Source organism: Halobacteroides halobius DSM 5150, from assembly GCF_000328625.1.
GTDB classification, from domain to species: Bacteria; Bacillota; Halanaerobiia; order Halobacteroidales; family Halobacteroidaceae; genus Halobacteroides; species Halobacteroides halobius.
This window is the reverse complement of record NC_019978.1, coordinates 998,529-1,020,962: the sequence shown is the minus strand read 5'-3', so window position 1 is coordinate 1,020,962 and position 22,434 is coordinate 998,529. Positions and strand designations below refer to the sequence as shown.

At 31.1% G+C, this 22,434-nt stretch carries 23 protein-coding genes; 4 read left to right on the top strand and 19 right to left on the bottom strand.

Going from position 1 to position 22,434, the window contains the following annotated elements; translation table 11 throughout:
- Window positions 1-60 precede the first annotated feature (60 nt).
- On the top strand, window positions 61-624 hold the full coding sequence (locus HALHA_RS05075) for a 2'-5' RNA ligase family protein (protein WP_015326719.1): 564 nt from the start codon (window positions 61-63) through the stop codon (window positions 622-624).
- Window positions 625-667: 43 nt separating this feature from the next.
- Here the strand turns inward: HALHA_RS05075 and HALHA_RS05070 are convergent, their stop codons facing one another.
- From HALHA_RS05070 to HALHA_RS05035, 8 genes are all read right to left on the bottom strand, one after another.
- A complete protein-coding gene (locus tag HALHA_RS05070; protein WP_015326718.1) occupies window positions 668-1,192 on the bottom strand; it encodes a LysM peptidoglycan-binding domain-containing protein in 525 nt (174 codons plus the stop codon).
- A gap of 74 nt (window positions 1,193-1,266) precedes the next feature.
- Window positions 1,267-1,836 (bottom strand): class I SAM-dependent methyltransferase, encoded by a 570-nt coding sequence (locus tag HALHA_RS05065; protein WP_015326717.1) that lies wholly within the window; start codon window positions 1,834-1,836, stop codon window positions 1,267-1,269.
- Window positions 1,833-5,105 (bottom strand): Eco57I restriction-modification methylase domain-containing protein, encoded by a 3,273-nt coding sequence (locus HALHA_RS05060; RefSeq protein WP_015326716.1) that lies wholly within the window; start codon window positions 5,103-5,105, stop codon window positions 1,833-1,835. The genes HALHA_RS05065 and HALHA_RS05060 overlap by 4 nt, the downstream gene beginning before the upstream one ends.
- A 101-nt stretch (window positions 5,106-5,206) precedes the next feature.
- A complete protein-coding gene (locus HALHA_RS05055) occupies window positions 5,207-7,129 on the bottom strand; it encodes an SLC13 family permease (RefSeq protein ID WP_156801213.1) in 1,923 nt (640 codons plus the stop codon).
- Between the two features lie 147 nt (window positions 7,130-7,276).
- Window positions 7,277-7,819, bottom strand: a complete 543-nt coding sequence (locus HALHA_RS05050) for a flavodoxin domain-containing protein (protein ID WP_015326714.1) — start codon at window positions 7,817-7,819, stop codon at window positions 7,277-7,279.
- 157 nt (window positions 7,820-7,976) lie between these two features.
- The gene (adhE, locus tag HALHA_RS05045; RefSeq protein WP_015326713.1) at window positions 7,977-10,562 is read right to left on the bottom strand and encodes a bifunctional acetaldehyde-CoA/alcohol dehydrogenase; all 2,586 of its coding nucleotides are present in this window, start codon (window positions 10,560-10,562) and stop codon (window positions 7,977-7,979) included.
- A 105-nt stretch (window positions 10,563-10,667) separates the two neighbouring features.
- Window positions 10,668-12,065 (bottom strand): asparagine--tRNA ligase, encoded by a 1,398-nt coding sequence (asnS, locus tag HALHA_RS05040; RefSeq protein ID WP_015326712.1) that lies wholly within the window; start codon window positions 12,063-12,065, stop codon window positions 10,668-10,670.
- A gap of 38 nt (window positions 12,066-12,103) precedes the next feature.
- Window positions 12,104-12,655 carry a hypothetical protein gene (locus HALHA_RS05035; RefSeq protein ID WP_015326711.1) on the bottom strand — a complete coding sequence of 184 codons (552 nt, stop codon included), beginning with the start codon at window positions 12,653-12,655 and terminating at the stop codon, window positions 12,104-12,106.
- Between the two features lie 176 nt (window positions 12,656-12,831).
- On the opposite strand from HALHA_RS05035, the gene HALHA_RS05030 reads away from it, so the two are divergent.
- Window positions 12,832-13,521, top strand: coding sequence for a hypothetical protein (locus HALHA_RS05030; protein WP_015326710.1), 690 nt, complete (start codon window positions 12,832-12,834; stop codon window positions 13,519-13,521).
- A gap of 44 nt (window positions 13,522-13,565) precedes the next feature.
- Here the strand turns inward: HALHA_RS05030 and HALHA_RS05025 are convergent, their stop codons facing one another.
- From HALHA_RS05025 to HALHA_RS05000, 6 genes are all read right to left on the bottom strand, one after another.
- Window positions 13,566-14,210: a class I SAM-dependent methyltransferase gene (locus HALHA_RS05025; protein WP_015326709.1), complete on the bottom strand. Its 645-nt coding sequence runs from the start codon at window positions 14,208-14,210 to the stop codon at window positions 13,566-13,568.
- Between the two features lie 20 nt (window positions 14,211-14,230).
- The gene (locus tag HALHA_RS05020; protein WP_015326708.1) at window positions 14,231-15,541 is read right to left on the bottom strand and encodes a methyl-accepting chemotaxis protein; all 1,311 of its coding nucleotides are present in this window, start codon (window positions 15,539-15,541) and stop codon (window positions 14,231-14,233) included.
- Between the two features lie 27 nt (window positions 15,542-15,568).
- Entirely contained in the window at window positions 15,569-15,859 is a 291-nt protein-coding gene (locus tag HALHA_RS05015; protein ID WP_015326707.1) for a hypothetical protein, read from the bottom strand.
- A gap of 81 nt (window positions 15,860-15,940) precedes the next feature.
- Complete coding sequence (locus tag HALHA_RS05010; protein ID WP_015326706.1) at window positions 15,941-16,666, bottom strand: hypothetical protein; 726 nt, start codon at window positions 16,664-16,666, stop codon at window positions 15,941-15,943.
- 50 nt (window positions 16,667-16,716) lie between these two features.
- Window positions 16,717-17,211 carry a hypothetical protein gene (locus tag HALHA_RS05005; RefSeq protein ID WP_015326705.1) on the bottom strand — a complete coding sequence of 165 codons (495 nt, stop codon included), beginning with the start codon at window positions 17,209-17,211 and terminating at the stop codon, window positions 16,717-16,719.
- A 2-nt stretch (window positions 17,212-17,213) separates the two neighbouring features.
- Entirely contained in the window at window positions 17,214-17,777 is a 564-nt protein-coding gene (locus HALHA_RS05000) for a Spy/CpxP family protein refolding chaperone (protein ID WP_015326704.1), read from the bottom strand.
- A gap of 196 nt (window positions 17,778-17,973) precedes the next feature.
- On the opposite strand from HALHA_RS05000, the gene HALHA_RS04995 reads away from it, so the two are divergent.
- Both HALHA_RS04995 and HALHA_RS04990 read left to right on the top strand, forming a co-directional pair.
- Window positions 17,974-18,345 (top strand): DUF4363 family protein, encoded by a 372-nt coding sequence (locus HALHA_RS04995; RefSeq protein ID WP_015326703.1) that lies wholly within the window; start codon window positions 17,974-17,976, stop codon window positions 18,343-18,345.
- Between the two features lie 13 nt (window positions 18,346-18,358).
- Complete coding sequence (locus HALHA_RS04990; RefSeq protein WP_015326702.1) at window positions 18,359-19,036, top strand: DUF421 domain-containing protein; 678 nt, start codon at window positions 18,359-18,361, stop codon at window positions 19,034-19,036.
- A 154-nt stretch (window positions 19,037-19,190) separates the two neighbouring features.
- Here the strand turns inward: HALHA_RS04990 and HALHA_RS04985 are convergent, their stop codons facing one another.
- From HALHA_RS04985 to HALHA_RS13445, 5 genes are all read right to left on the bottom strand, one after another.
- Window positions 19,191-19,715: a ferritin-like domain-containing protein gene (locus tag HALHA_RS04985; RefSeq protein WP_015326701.1), complete on the bottom strand. Its 525-nt coding sequence runs from the start codon at window positions 19,713-19,715 to the stop codon at window positions 19,191-19,193.
- Between the two features lie 136 nt (window positions 19,716-19,851).
- A complete protein-coding gene (locus tag HALHA_RS04980) occupies window positions 19,852-20,127 on the bottom strand; it encodes a GNAT family N-acetyltransferase (RefSeq protein WP_015326700.1) in 276 nt (91 codons plus the stop codon).
- A gap of 34 nt (window positions 20,128-20,161) precedes the next feature.
- Window positions 20,162-20,602 carry a hypothetical protein gene (locus HALHA_RS04975; protein ID WP_015326699.1) on the bottom strand — a complete coding sequence of 147 codons (441 nt, stop codon included), beginning with the start codon at window positions 20,600-20,602 and terminating at the stop codon, window positions 20,162-20,164.
- A 538-nt stretch (window positions 20,603-21,140) separates the two neighbouring features.
- On the bottom strand, window positions 21,141-21,821 hold the full coding sequence (locus HALHA_RS04965) for a class I SAM-dependent methyltransferase (RefSeq protein ID WP_015326698.1): 681 nt from the start codon (window positions 21,819-21,821) through the stop codon (window positions 21,141-21,143).
- A 272-nt stretch (window positions 21,822-22,093) separates the two neighbouring features.
- Window positions 22,094-22,240: a hypothetical protein gene (locus tag HALHA_RS13445; RefSeq protein ID WP_156801212.1), complete on the bottom strand. Its 147-nt coding sequence runs from the start codon at window positions 22,238-22,240 to the stop codon at window positions 22,094-22,096.
- Between the last annotated feature and the right edge of the window lie 194 nt (window positions 22,241-22,434).

Sequence of the window (22,434 nt, the reverse complement as noted above, 5' to 3'; positions counted from 1 at the left end):
ATTTAACAGATGAAATTAAAGACTGCTACTTATATTTTTAATTACTAAGGAGGAAGAAACATGGAGGCTGATTTATCTAATGAACTGTTTATTGTGCTAACCTTACCACAAAAAGATTTATCTGCGGCCTTAAAAATCCAAGAATTAATCTCTAAAGAATATAATTTATACCCCCATAATAATTATCCAGAATTGCATATTACTTTAAATCGGATCAATAAAAAAGAAATTACTACAGGAAAAAAAATCTTAAATGAAATAGCAACAGATATTAATAAAGTTAATATAAATATTACTAATTTAGAGTGCCTTATGACCAAAGAAAGTTTTATCGTACTAGAGGTTAAAGAAACTGAAACTTTAACTAAACTAGCTAATAAATTACATAGTAAATTAACCCAAGCAGGTATTTCTAGTATAAATAATTATAACAATTGGAAATTCCATATCACTTTAATTAGTAATTTTCTCACTGCTAATCCTATCCCTCAACCCGAATTAAAAAAACTATGCCTTAATTTAGATGGGCTTGGCCAACCTATCTCTACTAGCGCAAAAGCTATAGAAATCTGGCGACCTACTTTAGATTCTGATAAAAAAGTTATTACTTCTATAAAATTATAAACCTAAAAAAAATACTAAAGCCAAAAGGCTTTAGTAAATAAACTTAATCTTGGGGAATACATAAAATTTGACCAATTAATAAAGCATTAGGATTTATATTAGGATTGGCTTCTCTTAACTGGTCAACTGTAATTTCATATTCTCTAGCTATTGAATAAAAAGTATCACCACGTTTAACTTCATAAGTTATAGAATCTTCTGGGCATTCAACAGGTGGTGTAGCTAAAGGAATACAAATAATCTCGCCAACCTTGAGATTTTGAGGATCAACTCTTTGATTAGCTTCTTTTAAATCAGCTACAGATATATTATATCTTTGAGCAATTTCATATAAAGTATCTCCAGTTTTAATTTTGTAATAATTCCCTTCAGGACAAGAAGGGTATCTTTCCTGTAAAGGAATACAAATTTTTTGGTCTACTTGTAAATTATCGGGATCTAAATTAGGATTAGCCCCTATAATAGCAGGAACTGTAGTATCAAATTGTTGTGCTAATTCATAAAGAGTATCCCCTGCTTTAATTACATATGCTTTAGTATTAGGAGGACAATCTCGATTAGTAACCATTTGATCACTCCTTTCTACAATACTATATTCAATATTGTTAAATATGTGTTAAATAAAAGGAGTGACCTAAGATATTAATCTTTGTGAGCAACAATTCCATACTGATTAATATTTAAATCTACTTCTTTACTTATTTTTAATCCAATTTCTTTAAATAACTTTTTTATTTCTTGTTTACTAATTCTATGTTTCTTCGTTGGCCCATGAATAGTTTCTTTCTTCTTCCATTCAATTAAGGCTAATCTTCCTTTAGTAGATAACTTAGTTATATATTCTTGCAAAAATTTATTTTTATCCTCTATCTCGTGTAAAACATTAGAGATTAACATAAAATCTATTGCATGATCTGCAATCTCTGCTGAATACTCTGTTCCCTGGACTAATACAATATTCTCTGCTTCTTCTTTTCTTTTTCTTAATTCAGTTAACATTTCTTCAACAACATCAATAGCATAAACCTTTCCCTCATTTCCTACTAACTTAGCTGCTGGTACAGAAAAAAATCCTACTCCACAACCAATATCAGCAACTACATCCCCCTTTTTTAATTCTAACTTCTGTAAAGTCTCTTCCGGTGGTAACATTTGGTGCCTCTTTTCACTTAATAATTTATGCTTTTTCTTAGGATCAAATTTATGTGTCATTTTAATTCCTCCCTTTTTTTATTTATTACTTTAATCTCTTCTTCATTTAAACCATATAAATTATAAACCAACCGATTTATCTTCTCCTGGCCTGATTGTAAATCATTTTTCAATTCTTCTATCTTCTGTTCTAAAGTAATCCATTCTTTAACTAACCGTTCAATCTGTTCTCTAGTGTATTGAGGTAACTTAATCTGCTTTACTTTATCTACTAATCCACCTTCTAAAGTAGTATTGATTTTTTCTAAATCAGCTATGAGTAAATTTTCTAAATGATATTTAATATAATTAGCTAAATAAATCGTTTTAGCTTCAAATTCTAATACTTGGTACCAACCTTTTTTGGCCTTAGCACTAAAGATGGTTACTTTTTTATTATTAATTTCTATTTTTATTTGACGCACTTTATGAGCTTGGCCCTGATAAAGAGGCTTAAGCTGACTACTTAATTGTGCTAAACTGGTCTGTTTTATAAAGGGGGGCAATAAATCTTGCCAAGTAATAGCTTTTAGATGAGTTAGTTCTTTTTGTTTCTCTATCATCAATTCTGCCGCTTTAATAAAGGGTTGTTGTTTAGTAGGTGAAATCAATTTAATTGGTACTTCTGCTAAAGGGCCTTGGTATAATTCTAATAAGTTTCCTTTCTTCTTGCCCTTCCTATATAACCATAAATAGTAAAGGTCAGAGTTTAACAGGGCCAAAATATACTTTAAATTAATTTTGTTCTTAAATTGGGTTATAAAATAAACATCTGCACTAGCATACCAAGCTTCTTCTGTGTAAGCAAACACATTTCTTTTACTCCTTTGGGGAGCAACTATTTTAGGGCCAACAAAAATCCTTTCTTCCCTAGGCCACTGTAACTGCCACCAATTAATTAGCCCTCGTTTAACCTCCCTTCGCTCTTGAAGTACTATTTGCGCAGGTGTTAAATAAGATTTTATTTTCTTAGGAATATCATCTAAGTTATGATTAAGATATAATAAATAATCATCACTTTCAAGCTCTGGTAACCATTTATTTATATCAGAATTTTTAAACCACGACTTTAAAAAAAAGTTAGTCTCTTGATTATAATCTAAAGACTCTACCTCTTGTTTAGCTAAGACAAAAACTCCCCGACCAGCTGGTAAATCAAGGTCATAGCGCTTTAAATGACGATTAGATATTCTATCACATCCTGTTACAATTCCTTGATTAATATTACATACTTGGTCTAATCTAACTCCTTGTTCTTTAACTTTAGTCAATATTGTTTCTAAATCTCCTATTTCTAACCTCAAATAATTATTCTCGCCTTCATATAATAATCTTTGCAAGACAGAATAATAATTAGTCTTATTATCTACACCAGATAGTATTTTAGAGATTGTTTTTATATCTGCTATTCCCTGTCTATAGGTAACAGTCGTTTGAGCGGGAATATCTTCTGAGCCCTTCATTAAAATTGTGATTAAATTATGTTGGCCCATGGCTGTTGGGAATAGTTTCAACTCATTAAAATTAATTAACTGCTTTATTGTGCTTCTTTCCTTTAAATCTGCCCTTAGTTTATCAGCACTTGTAGCTCGCAAATAATAATTAGTAGTAATTAAAGCTAAATGTCCTCTATGTTTAGTTAAATCAAGTCCTAAATGAAAGAAGAAATAAAACAAATCCATCTTCCCTGTATAATACTTATTTAGTGCATATTCCTTTATCTTTCTAAATAACTCTTTATTACCCTTTTCTCCTACATAAGGTGGATTACCAATAATTAAATCAAACCCTGCTTGTTTAGTAAATACTTCACTAAAATAAAAATGAAAAGAAAAAGTTTCACCTAATAATTCTTGTAGTAAAGAATCAATTTCTTGGGCCAATCTTCTTCTCTGGGCCCTATCATTAGTTTGATAGTAGTCTTTTTTTAATCTTTTTAATTTATTTCCCGCTAGATTAAACAAATTATTTTCTCGGGTTAATAATGAATTCCCCTCTACAAACTTATACCTTAGTGTAGATAGTGGTTCAACAAGCTGGTTATCTTTTGACTCAGCTAATAAACAAAACCAGACTCTTAGCTTAGTAATTTCTATTGCCGGCCCATCAAGATCAACTCCATATAAAGAGTTTTTTATCGTCTCTAGTTTAAGTTGATAACTAGTCTTTTGCTCAGTTAAAAGTTGTCTAAGCCTAACAAGCTCCTCTAACATCCCAATAACAAAAGCCCCTGAACCTACTGCTGGATCACAAATTTTAATCTGACTTAGCAACTGATCAACTTGTAAACTATATTCCTTTATTTTAGGGCTTACTTCATTTTTATAGACTAAATTCTGTAACTCTTTTTGAGAAATTTCAATCTCTAACTCAGTTACTAGATAATTAAGTATACTCTCTTGACAGATATAATAGACTATCTCTTGGGGGGTATAAAAGACACCAGTTCTTTTTCGATCACTACTCTTAACTAACCTTTCAAAAAAATCAGCCAAAATTTGCGGAGTTAAACTAAGTTGTTGTTGATAAGGTGTATTTGTCTTGAGTATAAAGTTATATTTTCCTAAAACAGTTGTTATCTCCTGGTGAATCTGATTAGATAAACTAAATTCAGGATTAATCTCAGCCAACAAGCTATTACTAATAATTGGCCCTTTTAAATCTAAAGATAATTTATCTGCAAAATTATCCTGACTAATCAATTGTAAAAAATTAAAAATTAGTATCTGTAATAAAACCTTCCGGGCCAACTTAAATGCCTTATCAACTTGGCCATCTAACTCCTCCTCTAAAATAGAAATTAGCCCTTTACAGTCTATCAAAAACTGATCTATTATTGATTGAGGATTAAAGGCTTGTCTAATTTTAGCTAAAGACGGTGAATTACTTAACCCCCCTACTAACTGCTTAAAAGAATAACTACTCTTCTTTGCTCCTAAAACCCAAGAATAAATCCTAGGGCTTTGAAATCTTAAATCAACAAATGATAACTGCCACTTTCGCTGTTGATAATGGCTAGCTACTATTACCTGCTCGAATTCAAGTTCTACTAATAACTGCCTCATAATCTCTACATCATAATTTTTCAATTTCATTCTAATAATTGGTAATTTATACTGGTTAAGATCATTATATATAGCGATCTGTTGATAACTAACCACTTGTTCTTGATACTTAAGAGGAATTTCTAATCTCTCAGTTTCTTTTTTTAGTTCTCCTCCCCAATGGCTAATTAGCTGTAGTAATTGATTTTGATTAAACTTACTATTATAAATACTTTCTAAATCCATTAGTTCAGTCCTTTCTCTTTCACAATTCATCATTATTATATCAAATCAAGTAAAACAAAAAAAGGCCAAATTTGGCCTTTTAAACAAATTATTAATTTTGTCTAGATGCCCCAAAAGAAAGAAATGAAAATAGGAACTATAATCGATAATAATATTTGTAATGGGGCTCCTACAAGTAAAAAGTCCCGAAATTTATATCCACCAGGACCATACACCATTAAATTTGTTTGATAGCCAATTGGACTTGCAAAAGCAGAACTAGCTGCAAAAGTTACTGCTAAAACAAAAGCAAAAGGGTTGGCCCCGATTTGATTAGCCGCTCCTACTGCTACTGGAATCATTAGTACTACACTAGCATTATTACTTATAACATTAGTTAGTATTGCAGTAAATAAATAAAAGATACCTAAAATTACAACTAAAGGTAAAGATCCAGTAATACTTAATAATTGCGTAGCTATATATTTTGCAGTCCCTGTCTCTTGAATTGCTCCTCCTAAAGGAATTAATCCTGCTAGTAAGAAAAAGACTTCCCAATTTATTGCTTCATACACTTCCTTAGGTTTTACTAAATTAGTAGCTACCAGTGCTATTACTCCTCCTAAAGTTGCAATAGCAATAGAAATAATATTTAATGATGCTAAAGTAATCACGGCACCTACAATACCTAGAGTAATAAAAATTTGTTCCAATTGATAATCAGAAGTTTCAGACCCCTCTTCAATAATAAAATTAGTATTATCATCTAATCTATCCAACGTATCTTCTGTTACTAAAAGAAGTAATACATCTCCTGCTCTTAAAGTAAAATCTTTTAATTCTCCATGTGATGTTCTTTCTCCATGTCTAATAGCAAGCAGACTAGCATCATATCGTTCAAGAAAATTAACATCACTAATAGTCTGTCCAGTTATAAACGAATTATCAGGCACAACCATTTCTATAACCTTTTGACCTTGCACTGCATCTTCTAACTGCTTTTGACTAACCTCAATATCTGGTAAGATCCTGATTCCTTTAGTTTCAATAAAGTCTAATAACGTCTTTTGATTAGCTTTAATCACTAAATGATCTCCAGGTCTAATAGTTTTAACATTCAATGGTTCCATAAACTGTTCTCCTTCACGAGTCATTTGGATTACATCTAAATCTTTATCCAAATCTTTAAAAACCTCTCCAATACTTTTTCCTAGCAAAGGAGACTCTTCTTTAATTTCTACCTCAGTTAAAAATTTATCCATCTTATAACCTTCCATTAGATCTTCCGCTTCATAAATTATTCGTTCTGGAATTAAATAATATCCGATTGTAATTAAGTACAGTAATCCCACTACAAATACTATAATCCCTAATTTAGTAAATTCAAACATTCCAAAAGGATGTTCAATCAGTCGTCCGGATAATTGACTAGCTAAAATATTAGTAGACGTCCCTAATAAAGTTATAGTTCCTCCCAACATAGATGCATAAGAAAGAGGAATAAGTAACTTCGATGGTGATACTTTAGTTCTTCGAGCTAGATTAGTTACCATCGGTACAAAAGCAGCCACTACAGGGGTATTATTAATAATACTTGCAATAGTTCCTGTCAAAGCAGAAATTACCCCTACCTGTTTTCGTTCATTACCACCTGTAACTTCTTCTATTTTACTACCAATAATCTGAACTACTCCACTATTTTGGATACCCTTACTTAACACAAACATGGCCATAACAGTAATAGTAGCATTATTACTAAATCCGGATAATGCTTGATTAGCAGAAACTTCGGTCCATTTATTTAATGATACAAGAATTACTGGTATTGCTAACGCTATAATACCTATTGGTAATGGCTCCCAAATAAATAACACTAAGGTTACTATTATTAACAAACTAACTATAGCTATTTTTCTGTTAAAGTTAAGCTTTACACTTGCCACTTTATTTAAATTAGCTGCTGTAACTACTCCAGATGAAAGAAAAACCAAGACTATACTTGTTATTAATAATATAGAAGTGATTTTTTTAACTTGCTCAATCAAATAGATCCCTCCTTTAATCTGTCTATTCCCTACCGATAAACTAGATTTTATATTCAAAAAAATATATCCCTATCTAGTTAGTAAACTTTTCATTATAAATTTTAGTATACTCTTTATATTTTGTCAAATTAATTAGAAACAATGATACTACCTATTATTTATAGACTCCACAATAGGGATAATTGCTTCCTTATTTGTCCAATCCATAGGAGTATCATAACAATCTAATATCCCTTTTTCATCTGATTTTAACTCTTTAGGGTCTTTGCTTTTTAACTTTAATTTTAAAATCCACATTAAAAATCTATCTATTAAATTTAATCTTTTGCGATTAAAAGCACCTCTGAGCATAAAAAAATCTATCTTTTCTTTCATTTTAGCAGTAAAATTATTATTCAAAACATTATTTTTATCTTCCTCTTTACCACTAGAAGCTCCTACAGCATATACTATTAATTTTTTATCTTTTAACTGTTCAAAATTATTCTTAATTATATCAACCCCAATAATACCTACTGCATAAAGTCCACCACCAAAAATTATAGTATCATATTTAAAAAGATCAGCAGACTTAACTTCAGAACTTTCAAATAAATCTCCTTTAACAGCTTGAGCAATCCATTCTGCATAACATTTTGTACTACCATACTTACTTTTATATACAACAATCACCTTTTGTTCTTCTTTCATTGTTCATCCCCTTTTTATCTATTTTTAATTAATTAAAAAATAACAGATCTCTATATAAATACTTTCTAATTAAACTTTATATTACCTCTATTTTTTATTTCTTCTATAATTAAAAAAACTCAGCCCTTAAGGACTGAGTTTGCTTTCATACTTAAAATTAAACCTCTCCTTTATATGCTTTTAGATATAATCCCTTTATTTCACTAATTAATGGGTATCTAGGATTAGCAGCTGTACACTGATCATCAAAAGCTAATTCAGACATTTCATCGAGTTTACTATAAAACTCCTGCTCTGTAATTCCAAGATCAGCTATACTACTTGGAATATCTAATTCTTGTTTCAATTCAGAAATTGCTTCAATTAATAAATCAACCTTTTCAGCATCACTATTACCTCCTAGACCTAAATGATTAGCTAATTTAGCATATCTTCTTTTTCCTAAAGGATACTTATATTGAGGATAAGAGGTTTGTTTAAGTGGTACATCACTAGCATTATATTTTATTACCTGTTCAATTAATAAAGCATTAGCTAATCCATGAGGTAGATGAAAAGCAGAACCAAGTTTATGGGCCATTGAATGGCAAACCCCTAAAAAAGCATTAGCAAAGGCCATCCCTGAGGTAGTCGCAGCATAGTGCATCTTGGCCCGAGCTTTTCTATCATCTCCACCATTATGATAAGAGCGTGGGAGATACTTAAAGACTAATCTACTTGCTTCTAGGGCCAAGCCCTTAGTGTACTCATTAGATAATACAGATGTATAAGCTTCAATAGCATGTACTAAAGCATCAATTCCTGAGTAAGCAGTTAGTTTAGGTGGCATACTTAATACTAAATCAGGATCAACTATGGCCATACTAGGAGTTAATTCATAATCTGCAATAGGATATTTAATCCCTGATTGATCATCAGTTACTACTGCAAAGGGAGTTACTTCCGATCCAGTTCCAGAAGTAGTAGGAATTGCAACTAGCTCAGCTTTATTTCCCAACTCGGGAAATTCATAAATTCTCTTTCTAATATCCATAAAAGTCATTGCTAATTCCTTAAATTCAACCTCAGGATGTTCATAGATTAACCACATGATCTTAGCAGCATCCATTGGCGAACCTCCACCAAGAGCAATAATTAAATCAGGTTCATAGCTTTTCATCTGCTCTACTGCCTTTTCAACAATATCAATTGTAGGATCAGGTTCAATATCAGAAAAGACCCTAAAGTCTATATTATTCTTATCTAATTCATCTGTAACTTCTTCAGCATAACCAAGATCATATAATTCTTGATCTGTCACTACAAAGGCTCGCTCCTTACCCTTAAGTTCAGTCAAAGCAGTAGGTAAAGAACCATATTTAAAATAAATATCTTCTGGTACCTTAAACCATAACATATTCTCTTGTCTTTGTGCAGTAGTCTTAATATTTAATAAGTGTCTCACTCCTACATTCTCACTAACTGAGTTACCACCCCAACTACCACAACCTAAGGTCAACGATGGTTGTAACTTAAAGTTATAAATATCCCCAATAGCTCCTTGAGAAGATGGCATATTAATTAAGATTCTTCCTGTTTTCATTTTGGAAGCGAAGTAATCCCTGCGCTGCTCATTAATCTGATCTGTATATAAAACTGAAGTATGACCAATTCCTCCAAACTTAACTAAAGCAGTTGCATTATCTACTGCATCCTTAAAATCTTCAGCTCTATACATAGCTAAAGTAGGGGATAATTTTTCATAAGAAAATGGTTCCTCAGTCCCGACATCTTCTACTTCTGCTATTAATACTTTAGTCTCTCGAGGAACTTCCAGACCAGCTAGACTAGCAATATAATGAGCAGGTTGGCCCACAATCTTTGCGTTTATCTTACCATCTTCTACTAAAGTATTAGCTACTTTTTCTTTCTCCTTAGGAGATAATATATAAGCTCCCCGCTCATCAAACTCTTGTTTTACCTCATCATAGACTTCATCTACTACTGTTACTGATTGTTCTGAGGCACAAATAACTCCGTGGTCAAATGTTTTACTCATTAAAATGGAACTAACTGCCATCTTAAGATGTGCAGTTTCATCAATGATAGCAGGAGTATTTCCAGCTCCTACTCCAATAGCTGGTTTTCCAGAAGAATAAGCAGCTTTAACCATACCTGGCCCTCCAGTAGCTAAAATCATATTTACATCATCATGCTTCATTACCATTTGAGATAATTCAATCGAAGGCTCATCAATCCAACCAATAATATCTCTTGGTGCTCCAGCTTCAACTGCAGCTTCTAAAACAGTTTTAGCAGCCTCAATAGTACACTCTCTAGCACTTGGGTGCGGTGAGAATATAATAGCATTTCTGGTCTTAAGAGATAATAATGACTTAAAGATAGTTGTTGAAGTAGGATTGGTGACTGGTACTATTCCAGCAATGACTCCAATTGGTTCCGCTATCTTTTTTATGCCATAGGAATCATCCTCTTCAATGACACCACAGGTTTGATTATCTTTATACCTATTATAAATATACTCAGCTGAAAAATGATTCTTAATTACTTTATCTTCTACAACTCCCATCTGGGTATCCTCTACAGCTAATTTAGCTAACTCAATGCGTTTATCATTAGCAGCTATAGCAGCTTGTTTAAATATCTCATCAACTTCTTGTTGTGAGTAATCACTATATCTTTCTTGAGCTCGCTTAACATTTTGAATTAGTTTATTTAACTCTTCTTTATTAGTAACTTGCACTTCTAGCTCCTCCTTTAAGACTTTTAACTTTAGGATACCTAAAAAATATAAATAATATTAAAAAGAAAAAAGACATCCCGAAGGATGTCTAAATATAATCTATGATTAAAATTTTGCATTACCAGGAGTTCTAGGAAATGAGATAACATCTCGAATATTACTCATACCAGAAATATACATTAAAATTCTTTCAAAACCTAATCCAAAACCAGAGTGGGGTACTGTACCATACTCTCTTGATTCTAAAAACCAATCATACTTGTCTAAATCCATATCCATCTGTTGCATTAGATCAATTAATACATCATATCTTTCTTCCCGTTGACTACCTCCAACAATCTCTCCTACTCCAGGTACTAAACAATCAACAGCCCTAACTGTCTTTTGGTCATCATTTAACCGCATATAAAATGCTTTAATATCAAATGGATAATCAGTAACCATAATTGGTTTTTCGAAATACTCTTCTGTTAGGTAACGTTCGTGTTCAGTCTTAAGATCAATCCCCCACTTAACTGGATATTCAAAATCTTGCTCTGCCTTTTCTAAAATTTCAATTGCTTCTGTATATGTAATCTTACCAAAATCAGTAGCTATAATTTCTTTTAGTGTAGCTATCTTATCTTCAGCTGCAATCTGTTGATTAAAGAATTCCATCTCCTCTTGACATTCCTCTAGAGCATACTTAAATAAATACTTTAAGAATTCTTCAATCACTTCCATATTATCATCTAAATCACAAAAGGCCATTTCAGGTTCAATCATCCAAAATTCTGCTGCATGACGAGAAGTATTAGAATTTTCTGCTCTAAAGGTTGGCCCGAATGTATAAACATCACCTAAACCACAAGCTAAAATCTCTGCTTCTAATTGACCACTTACTGTTAAACCAGTCTTTTCGGCAAAAAAATCTTGCGTATAATCTACTTGACCTGCTTCATCTAATGGAATATCAGCTAAATCAAAATTAGTTACCTGAAAAACTTCTCCTGCTCCTTCAGTATCATTAGCAGTAATAATTGGTGTTTGGATATAATTAAAATCTCTTTCTTGAAAGAATTGGTGGACAGCATAAGACATTTTACTTCTAAATCTATTCATAACTCCAAATGTATCAGTCCGTGGCCTTAAGTGCGCATTCTCCCGTAAAAAGTCAAATGAATGTTCTTTCTTTTGTAATGGATAATCTGCTGGACAATCTCCTATAATCTCAATACTTTCGGCCTTCATTTCTACACTTTGTTCTCTACCTTCTACTTGTTCTATATAACCTGTCACCTTAAGGCTAGTTCCGGTATTAATCTTATCTAACTTAGGAAAATTACTAGGATTTAAAATAACAATCTGTAAATTTTTAAGGCAACTTCCATCATTTAATTCCAGAAAAGCAATATTTTTAGAACCTCGTTTAGTTCTTGTCCAACCGTAGACTGTTACATTTGACATATCCTCTACATTAGTAGCTAAAACATCTTTAATCTTTACCTTATCAAAAAAACTCATCTCCATCACTCCTATTTTAATTTATGTAAAATTAACCTTTAAAACTCCATTTTAATTCCATAATTAATACTACTACTAGATTCATCTTGCTTAGTTATTACTTTCCCACCTAGTACTCCTAAAATACCATTAGCTATCTTACCAGAAATACCAACTTCAGCATCTATCACAGGTTCAGAGCTAGCAATTACATCAAAATTAAAATAAATATCCTTCATTTCCAACTCTTTCTCCACTATAAACCCTGCTTTAAATGATCTAGCAGATTCATTAAAGACAGTACCACTTACCAAACCTAGTTTAAGAGCGTAATTGAGTTTCCTTTTATTTCTTAATTGGTGGGGCAAAAATTGATATTCTAAACCAAGTAATCCTTGTTTAGCACCAGTAAGTACCTCTAAACCATAACCAGTATACTTATCAACACCATACCCGACATCCAATAAAATATAATCTTGCTGCTTAAAACTAAAATTAGTTACTTTAAGATTATTATTCCCTACTCCAAGATTAAAATTAGATGCAACTGTACTACTACTAAATAATAACACAATACCTACTATTAAAACAAATGATTTTCTATTTAACATTCAATCCCTCCTAATTTCTCTATTATTCTTTGTATTTATTCTCTACAAATACATTTTTTCCTGCCTATAATCATTTTCTCTTCTATTAAATAAAAAAAGGATTCTTAAATATAAGTATAGAATACTAATGATGATAAGAATTAATATTTAACTAGCTTATAGAAAGGAGTTCAATAATGCACTTAAATAAAAAACTAGCTTCACTACTTATCATAGGATTAGCAATCATCTGTTACACTACTACAAGTTATGCTACATTTACTACTGGAACAGGAAAACATACCTTTAAAATTGAAAGTTTTAATGCAGGGACTAGATTAAGGTTGCAATCATTTTTAGTTGGTTTTGGACTTAGTAACCAGTCCTCTATTAATTTTAAATTAACCCAAACTAATGAAGTTAAAGATGGGGAGAAACCAATAATGGATTTTATTGTTCCGAGTTATAAGGGAATAGGTGTAAATCATTTTTACTTAGAAGGGCCAATCTTAGATATTGGTTATCAGTATATTCCTAGACACCCTTTATTTGTAACCCCTGATGCTTTAAATGCTATTCAAGTAGGACTCAAAACTTATAGAGGAAATGTAATAAGTCCTAAGAATAATGGAATAGTACAAAATCTAAATAAAATTTATTTTATAGCTGGTGTTTTAAGCCGCTCTCGTTGGGAAAATTATAATTTCTTTTCTAGTGCCAAATTCGCTTATGATCCCGATGAAACTGGTGGTTGGTTATTTAATAGTCAGATTGGATTAGAGGTAAGAATCAAAGGAAATGTAAAAGGAACTATCAGTTATAAAACTATTGGCTCAGCTGTAGGTTCTAAACAAGGTATTTCTCTAGGAGTAAGAGTTCATTACTAAAAAAGAGTCGTGAATTTAAATTCACGACTCTTTTATACTCAACTCTAATTTTTAGGAGTAAGTATTAATTCTTTAACTATATCAAACCACAAATCTTCTTCTTTAACTACTTTAAACCCTACCTCTTTAATATTTTTCATAGTCTTTCGATTAATATTAGCTCCCCACATTAAAAGACTTATCCAATTAATTGAATCCATTAAATAACCAATAGGTTCCTTATTTGATCTCATATGTTCTAACATTAAAATCTCTCCATTAGGCTTACAAACTCTCTTTAACTCTTTTAATCCTTTTATAGGATCAGGTACAGAACAAAAGACACAAGTAGTAATAATCACATCAAAAAAATTATCTTCAAAATCAAGATTCTGAATATCCATTTCAAATAACTTAACCTCTGTTGCTGATTGTTTGGCCTTCTTTCTTGCTTCAGCTAACATCTGCTTACTAAAATCTATTGCATATGCTTTAGTTCCCTCTGGGTAGTAAGGAATATTCTTTCCTGTTCCTACTCCAGCTTCTAATAAATTAACCTTTTTATCACCAGTTCTGTCTGCAACTTGTTGCCATAAATTTTGACGCCAATCCCCCATCTTTCGTTCTTCCATTAATGCTTCACAGCTATCATAAATTGAAGCAATCCGATTATATCTGTTCTTGATTTTTTCAGTTTCAGTCTTTTTCAAAACTACTACCTCCAAACTAACTATACTCTAAATTCTTCCACTTTATTATCTAAATTTTGAGCAAAATCTTTTAACCGATTTGAAGAAATTGCTGTATTTTTAGCACTTGAGGATAAACCTTGAATAATTTCATTAATAGTTTTTGTATTATCTACTATCCTTTCTAGTTTATCTACTTCTTCTCCTGTCACTGACTTAACATCTAACATCTGTTGGGTTATCTCTTCGATATTCTCTTTAATCTGATTAAAATCATCTACTGTTTCTAAAGTACTTGTAGTGCCTTTTTTAATCAATTTATAGTTTTGATTACTATTCTTAACTGCTTTTTTTGTTTTTACCTGCAATTTATTAATTAATTCTTCAATATTTAACGTTGATTTTTTTACATCATTGGCTAGCTTTCTAATCTCTTCTGCAACCACTGCAAAACCTTGTCCTTCTTTATCTGATCTAGCTGCTTCTATTGCAGCATTTAAGGCTAAAATATTGGTTTCTTCAGCTATATCATCTATAGTCTCAATAACTTCATTTATTTCTTGAGCACTATCATCTACTTCATCTATAATCTGGTTTAATTCTAAAGTTCTCTTATCTATCTTCTCCATATCCTGAACTAATTGACTATTATTTTCTACTCCTTTAGTAGCTAAATCACTCGTTTGAGTAGTGATTTCTGTAATATATTCAATATCCTTCTTTGTCTCTTCAATTAAATTATTAAATTCTTGAATCAATTTTAAATTCTCTTCTACACTGACTGCTTGAGTATCTGTGATAGCTGCTACTTCTTGAGAAATTGCACTTAATTCTTGACTAGCACTATTAACCTGCTCAGATTCTTGGTCTATATTAACAATCAATTCTCTTAAGCTTTCTGTCATCCAATTAAAGATATCAGCCAGTTCTTCTATTTCATCTCTAGTATTAACCTCAATAGTTGTTGTTAAATCACCATTAGCAATTTTTTTGGCACCTTTAATTAATCTTTTAATAGGAATAGTAATCAACCATGTAATTACTAAACCTAATAAAATTGTTATTGCTCCCATAATAACTACACTTTTTAACAAAAAACCATTTAATTCAGTAGCTAATTTATCTACCTGTTTAGTATATCGCATCATCTCTAATACAATAGGTTTTAATTCTTGAACAGTAAGTTGATTAATATTTTTTAAATCCTTATGTTGAGCATCTAACTTTTCTAATGCCTGATTTAATTTAGTCAAATGATGATTACCATAATATACTATGCCTCCTAAAAATAAAATAACTATTATAGAACAAGTTAATAGTTTTGTCATTAGATTGATTTTGACTCGCTGCATCATACGTCCTCCTTGCTTTACTATACACTATCTTTGAATGATAAAATAAAGACCAAACACTATAAGTAATATAACTATTAATGAACCAATGGGTATACTAGCTCCAAACCATCCATTTTTTCTATGTACCGACATCCTTCTTTCTCCTTCTTGATTCATGTATTCATCCATATGATCTTTTCGTCTCTCTGGTATTGTCTTTTCATACTCTTCACTAGGTAATTGGTCCGGTTCATTATCATGATCTTCACCATGGGCCAACGCCACAATTGGTAGCATTAAAATAACAATTAAAATCATACTCATTATTTTCTTCATAGTTATGGCTCTTCCTCCTTTTATTATTATTTTATACATTTAAAAATATAATATAGGAGAAGAGTATAATTTTTTATGACTTTAAAATCCTAGACTTAACCTTAGATTAAGACTTGGCCCATTTAAATCAACTAACTTTTCCTTAAAACTATGGGTCATTAGATAACCAGCTGATAAATCCAAACCTATCAGTCTTGCCAGCTGTTGATGAAGATGTAATTTAGGCTCTAGAGCAATAAATTCTTCTTCAAACCTATTAGAATAATTTACCTTAGCCCTACCTAGACCAATTAAAGCACCTATAGCTAAATCGGTCCCTGTTCGAAATGAATTTGCAATCCCTTCTTCATATAATAAACCTGTATAATCTAAAGTTAAACTTGCTTCTTGACCAGATTTATTAATAGATTTAACAGTTCCATTTAATTTATAAATCCCAAATCTGTCATCTATTATAGAACCAATAGTACCTCCAAATCCTTCTAAGACCATATCCTCATCTAAAGTAGCAAAACCTTCTTGAGAAATTTTGTTATTTAATTTAGCTAAATCTAGCCTTAACACACCTATCATTGGGCCAAGATTGGCTCTAAAATCATTTGACCTAGTAAAGATTCTTCTTTCATTTATCATTGGCCCAACTTCACCTGGTCTGCCCACAAATCTTCTTCTATTAAACAATTCTCTATTCATCATATTATGATGTAATCCAAATCTTCCAAAAGCCTCAACTGAATCTAATAAAATAACAGAATTAATTAAAAACACCCCTAAAAATAATATCACTATAACTCTTCCTTTTTTCATAAAATCCCTCCTTGATTTGTTAAAAAGCCACCCTTGCAGGTGGCCTTAGGTCAAAAGTTAGATTGAATAGATACTTTAACTTGATCACTAGTTACTGATAATTGAGGTCTTAATCCTAATTCTTCTTTTAAATTCTTATTGTATTCTTTAGCTGTCTGATAAGAATCTACTGCTTCCCAAGCTTTAGTTGCCAATAATGCAATCCGAGCAAGCATAAATACATTATCTTCTAGCATATACTGATTGTGATAAAATGAATCTACTACTACTTCTTCTAATTTATTAGCTCTAGATATCATAATACCTGCCTCAATTGCTTCAATACCTAAAAAGATTAGACCTCTTTTCCAATTTCCTGAGTAGGCGTGGCCTGATGATGGTAAAACAAAAGACATTCCTGCAGCAGCTAATGGATTTTTCTTCTCTTCTTCATATTTAAAAATCTTCTTTTGAAAATCAATAGTGGCTTCATTAGCAAAGGCTAAAGGAGCTAGCCCAAAATTTAATAAAAGTGTAAAGACTAAAATCAAACTAAATTTTTTCATACTTACCAGCCCATCATATCATTGCCATGCATCATTCCTGGAGCACCCATATGACCTCTAAACCCTTGTGGTCCTCCTCTCATCATACCATAACCATTCATCATACCATATTGGCCCATCATTGGGCTAAAGCCCATCATCCCATAATTATAATTACCCATTACTTCTAATTGTTCACTAGATAAAATATCTCTTAAATCTAATCGCATATTAGTTCTTAATCTAGACATCTTATTTCTTAACTGCATAACTTCATTCTGTAATTTAACTATTTCATCTCGACTAACATTCTTATCTAAATAAACCTCTCTTAATTCATATTGCTTATCTCTTAATTGATAAGCAATATCTCTCATCTGATCATAATAGCTGTCTTGTAGCTCTTCAATTTGATCTTGCTGATTAGCTGATAAACCAAGCTGACCTTGATAATAACCTGCTCCTTCATTAAACCTTGGCCCACCTTGATTTCTGTTAAAACCATATCCACCACCATGAGCAAAAGAAATAGCTGCAAGGCTTATTACTAACACCATCACTGAACCTAAACTTAAAGTTTTTTTCATAATTATCTCCTCCTATTATCTCTTGTACATAGTATATAAAGTGAATGTTAAGAAAATATTAAGAAAATACTAAATTTCTTTAAAACTTCAAATAAATATTAAATTAAAATAACTGCTACTAATAATCATCACGTATATAAAAATTCAGATCGGCTAATAATATATACTGTAATTATTCTTTTGGGGAGGTGGCAATATGTTTGATCGTTTACATATGCGTTATATTATAATGATTTGCTGGATTATTTCTTTTATAGTTTTATGGAGCACATTACAGTTATCATTATCAGTTGAGCCATTTATTAATAACTTAAACGATCTAGAAGAATCAATTGTAAATGAGAACTGGGATTTAACTCATAAAAACCTTAATAAATTAGAAGATACTTGGCAAGCTAACAAATTGATGATACAGATTAGTAATGGATCTACAGAAGTTTATGAATTTGAAAGAACATTAGGCCATTTAAAAACACTAATACAACACAAAGAAGATGATGCACTCGAGTATATAGGAACCTTAAAAGTAATACTAAAAAATTTAACAGATGTTTTCCCAGGACCTTAAAGGAGTGATATAAATGATAGATTTTTTATCTTATGCTACTAGGGTTTTAATAGTTTTTAGCTTTACTTATTTTAGTACTAGATTGCTCTCTAAAAAAGCTATTGCCCAAATGACAGCCTACGAGATGGCAGGAGTAATAATTTTAACAAATGTTGCTACTGAACCACTGAGTACTAGCGTTACTACCAAAGCACTATTTGGAACTGGATTTATTGTTTTTTTAATCATCTTAACTAGTAGATTAGCTCTTATTGATAAATTAACCCCCATTTTAGAGCATAAACCAACAGTATTAATTAAGGATGGACAACTTGATATGCATGCTCTTAAAAATATGGACTTAACTTTAAACCAGATGAAAGGTCTATTAAGACAAAAAGGATATGATAAAGTATCTAGTGTAGAATATGCTCTATTAGAACCCCAAGGACAGCTATCTGTTATTCCCAAATCACAAAAAAGACCTATTCAACCTAGTGATCTAAATATTAATACTCAATATGAAGGACTAACAATCCCTTTAATCATTGATGGAGTAATTATCGAAAGAAATTTAGAACATGTTAATTTGACCAAGGAATGGCTGCTAAATAAATTAAAAAAGAAAGGAATTAATAATTATAAGAATGAAGTTAATCTAGCTGAACTAGATACTTCTGGTAAGTTATCCATATCAAAAAATACTGGATAATCTATACCAAAGTATAAATTTTAATTTCTCTCCTTAACTTCTTGCTCCCACTCATCTAATTCTAGCTTTATTTTTCTTTACTCATTTTTCCACCTCTAATCTTTAATCTGCTTATATAATACCAGAAAAAAAGCCTCTTAAAAAGGGACTTTAACTACATCATACCCATATCAGTCATAGCTCGATGTATTAAATACATCTCACGTAGGGCATGATACATTTCATCATGCATAGCATTAAAAAAGATATCCCGTAAATAATTATTATCAGTCATTAAATAAAAACTTTTATACTTTTTATAATCATTTGTTTCTTCTATAACTCGCTCTTCTAAATACTCAACATAATCATCCGGATTTAGATCAAATTCATACTCATACTCAGAAACAAACGTCTCCCCGGTTAATCTTTCATAAGCACGTTGTAATTGATAGGCATGTTCTCGCTCATCAGCAGCAAATTCTTCAATCATTCCTGCTGCAAACTGATTAGGTGCTATATCAGCTAATGCTCTATAATAAGCAGCAGCCCTCAATTGTTCTTCAATAGATAAATACATCTCCTGTAATAAATGTTCCAATCCATCACCATTTAATCGTTGAGTCTGTGCTCTATCTCGTTTAATCTCCATTAATCTCTTACTAATCCTAAATAAATCTTTGTTAGTAAAGTTATTCATTTAGTCACCTCCTGTTCTGTTACATTATATTCCATACAACCCATTATTGTGAATTAGGTTTACAGCTCCTCAATAATAAAAAAGGGCATCTTCATAGCTTATGTATAATTATTCCTTAAATAAAAGCAATACTACTTTATTGATTTTCTATATCTAAAACTTTATCACAAATTTCAAATCCTAATTTATTATATAAGCTAATTACTCCTTTATTTTCTTCATTAACAAATAATAAGAATGTATTTCTAGTATAATCATTTAATACAGTACTTAAAAACTTTCTTCCTATCCCTTTATTACGTTCAGAAGGAGCAGTATAAAAATTTGATAAAATATAAGTCCTGTTATCTACCTTTTCTAGACAAATATTACTAACAACCTCATCTTCATCATAAACTACTAACCATTCCATATTTCTAGGTTGAAGTGGAGAAAAATATATTCAACTAATTATTCTGAGATTCTTCTTCAATTGTAACTACTGTTTTAGGAATCCAATATTTTTCATTAAATTTATATGCTTTTTCAGTCTCATAAGTGATCTTAAAATATTTACTTTCTATCCTATACTTATCCATATAAGCTTTTAATGGAAGTATAAAGGTTAAATGAAAATTGTCCCTGTCTATAAATTTACCTTTAATTATAAAAATTTTATCCTCATTCTCTTTCTTAATATTTGGCTCGAAACTAACTGTAGATTTAGGAATCCAAAACTTATTATTAATCTGATATGCTTTGTCACTTTCTTTTGTAATTTTAAACTGATTATTATTAAAGTGATACCCCTTATGTTCTATAAGATAAGGTAATTTATTATAATTTCTTCTAATTTCATCATTTTCATTTATAAACCATGCATCTACTATCATTTGTTTGTTTTCCATTTTTACTTCCTTTCTAGTTGATTTAAATTGCTTTTAAATAAATAAAAAATAACCTCCAATATTTTTTCTAAATTCTCTTTATAGCTCTCTTTAGTCTCTTGGTCAACACCTGGAGATGCTGTCTCTTAAAGGCTTCACGTTTTATTTCTTTATCTTTACGTGCTCTTTGTGCTATGCAAGTAAGTTTTGCTCTCACTGATTTCCTAGTTCTGAGTCCAGGCGATATGTCCCTCACTTGCAGTTCCATCTGTTATTAACTCTTTTCCTCCATCAAAATTACTCGATTTCTTAAGTACTATAAAAATATCTGACTTCCTATTGGCTTCTGTCTTCTTTCTAGAAAGACCTAATAGTGTACTGTATATTCTTAATATTTAGCGAGGTAGGAGCTTAGACCACGAAGTATTTAATTATTGTCTTCTGTGAGATAGATTTTAGAGTTGTTAGTTTATAAACTTTATAATCTGCATTTTAATCAAAGGAGTTTTATTTTTCAATAACTTTTTATAAAAAACGATGCAACGCTAGTGATATAATCTCAATTACTATCAATTTTTCTGAGTGTTACTTGAAACAACTTTCTAGGAAGTCCCCCTTCTTTAAATTCATTAATATCAATTATCTTAAATCCTTTTGCTAAATGTTCTACTTTTTCCTCACTAAAGAAATGAACAATAAATCCACCTACTTCATACATATTTTCTCCGCGATGAACTCCTGTACCATAATCAGCATCATTTGTATTTCTAGCTGTATATATATTCAACCCATTTGGCTTTAATATCCTTTTTATCTCATCTGAAATAAATTCCAATTCTGAAGTTGTGAAAGCCATACAATATAACATATGAGAATAACAAGCATCGAATACTTCCTCTGAAAAAGGAAGCGGATCTCTAACATCATGACACTTTACGTTAATTGAATCTGATAAATTCATTTTGTCTGCTTTTTTATTAATAGCCTCAACTCCACTTTTACAATAATCTAATACATAAACTTCAAAACCATTTTGAGCAAAGAAAATAGTATCTCTTCCCTGCCCACCACCAAGTTCAAGAATCTTATTTTTTCCTTCCTTTTTAAACTTTCTTGCTGCTTTTTGAGCAGGAACACTCGCCTCTACACCAAACATATCAGTTTTATTACTAAATTTATTTTCCCAATGTTGACATTGTTTCTTTAAAATTTCTTTTTCTATAGGTTTATCTTTTTTCATAATTTTCTCCTCCTTGATAAATTCAATACTTCTTGAATTCTATTCACACAGTTGACTTTAATACCTTTTTTACACTCACTAGAAATAACGATAGGTAAAATTCTGATACTATCGTTTTCTACTTTTAAACGAAACTTGTTAAGTTCACCTAGAACTTTATCTTCCAATAAACACCATACTCAATGCTTTGTTTTGCACAACAAGTCACACTATATACCCTGCCAGGACGTAGTCGGGTAGATGCCGGGTGCGTTTGTTAAATAATTGTTTAGCTACGTTTCCCAGAGCCCCCCTTTAATCCCGGACAGTCGGTTTTCCCGAATCCGGTTTGCAGTGATAACTTTTTCTAAAGGTTTTTCTTCTGGAGCTTTTATCATTTTCTCCACATTAGAAATAATCTCAGATTTTGATTTTTCCATCATTTCCCTCCTCAAGTCTTGTAAACAAATGGATGCTTTTATCATTTCATCCTTACCTCCTATTTTGTCGGAGAAATTATTAAATAATAGAGCTCCTTTGCTATATGAAGTTATTTTGTCTTCATAATCCCTGCTACTACGAACTCATCCGCCACCCTCTTCTTTTCCAATTCATTTCCTAGGTCTTAGTTATA

What these genes read in the sequence shown, in the direction of transcription:
- HALHA_RS05075 (WP_015326719.1), top strand. Translation starts at nt 61, where the DNA reads ATGGAGGCTGATTTATCTAATGAACTGTTTATTGTGCTAACCTTACCA.
- HALHA_RS05070 (WP_015326718.1), bottom strand. Translation starts at nt 1,192, where the DNA reads ATGGTTACTAATCGAGATTGTCCTCCTAATACTAAAGCATATGTAATT.
- HALHA_RS05065 (WP_015326717.1), bottom strand. Translation starts at nt 1,836, where the DNA reads ATGACACATAAATTTGATCCTAAGAAAAAGCATAAATTATTAAGTGAA.
- HALHA_RS05060 (WP_015326716.1), bottom strand. Translation starts at nt 5,105, where the DNA reads ATGGATTTAGAAAGTATTTATAATAGTAAGTTTAATCAAAATCAATTA.
- HALHA_RS05050 (WP_015326714.1), bottom strand. Translation starts at nt 7,819, where the DNA reads ATGAAAGAAGAACAAAAGGTGATTGTTGTATATAAAAGTAAGTATGGT.
- asnS (WP_015326712.1), bottom strand. Translation starts at nt 12,065, where the DNA reads ATGAGTTTTTTTGATAAGGTAAAGATTAAAGATGTTTTAGCTACTAAT.
- HALHA_RS05035 (WP_015326711.1), bottom strand. Translation starts at nt 12,655, where the DNA reads ATGTTAAATAGAAAATCATTTGTTTTAATAGTAGGTATTGTGTTATTA.
- HALHA_RS05030 (WP_015326710.1), top strand. Translation starts at nt 12,832, where the DNA reads ATGCACTTAAATAAAAAACTAGCTTCACTACTTATCATAGGATTAGCA.
- HALHA_RS05020 (WP_015326708.1), bottom strand. Translation starts at nt 15,541, where the DNA reads ATGCAGCGAGTCAAAATCAATCTAATGACAAAACTATTAACTTGTTCT.
- HALHA_RS05015 (WP_015326707.1), bottom strand. Translation starts at nt 15,859, where the DNA reads ATGAAGAAAATAATGAGTATGATTTTAATTGTTATTTTAATGCTACCA.
- HALHA_RS05010 (WP_015326706.1), bottom strand. Translation starts at nt 16,666, where the DNA reads ATGAAAAAAGGAAGAGTTATAGTGATATTATTTTTAGGGGTGTTTTTA.
- HALHA_RS05005 (WP_015326705.1), bottom strand. Translation starts at nt 17,211, where the DNA reads ATGAAAAAATTTAGTTTGATTTTAGTCTTTACACTTTTATTAAATTTT.
- HALHA_RS05000 (WP_015326704.1), bottom strand. Translation starts at nt 17,777, where the DNA reads ATGAAAAAAACTTTAAGTTTAGGTTCAGTGATGGTGTTAGTAATAAGC.
- HALHA_RS04995 (WP_015326703.1), top strand. Translation starts at nt 17,974, where the DNA reads ATGTTTGATCGTTTACATATGCGTTATATTATAATGATTTGCTGGATT.
- HALHA_RS04990 (WP_015326702.1), top strand. Translation starts at nt 18,359, where the DNA reads ATGATAGATTTTTTATCTTATGCTACTAGGGTTTTAATAGTTTTTAGC.
- HALHA_RS04985 (WP_015326701.1), bottom strand. Translation starts at nt 19,715, where the DNA reads ATGAATAACTTTACTAACAAAGATTTATTTAGGATTAGTAAGAGATTA.
- HALHA_RS04980 (WP_015326700.1), bottom strand. Translation starts at nt 20,127, where the DNA reads ATGGAATGGTTAGTAGTTTATGATGAAGATGAGGTTGTTAGTAATATT.
- HALHA_RS04975 (WP_015326699.1), bottom strand. Translation starts at nt 20,602, where the DNA reads ATGGAAAACAAACAAATGATAGTAGATGCATGGTTTATAAATGAAAAT.
- HALHA_RS04965 (WP_015326698.1), bottom strand. Translation starts at nt 21,821, where the DNA reads ATGAAAAAAGATAAACCTATAGAAAAAGAAATTTTAAAGAAACAATGT.
- HALHA_RS13445 (WP_156801212.1), bottom strand. Translation starts at nt 22,240, where the DNA reads ATGGAAAAATCAAAATCTGAGATTATTTCTAATGTGGAGAAAATGATA.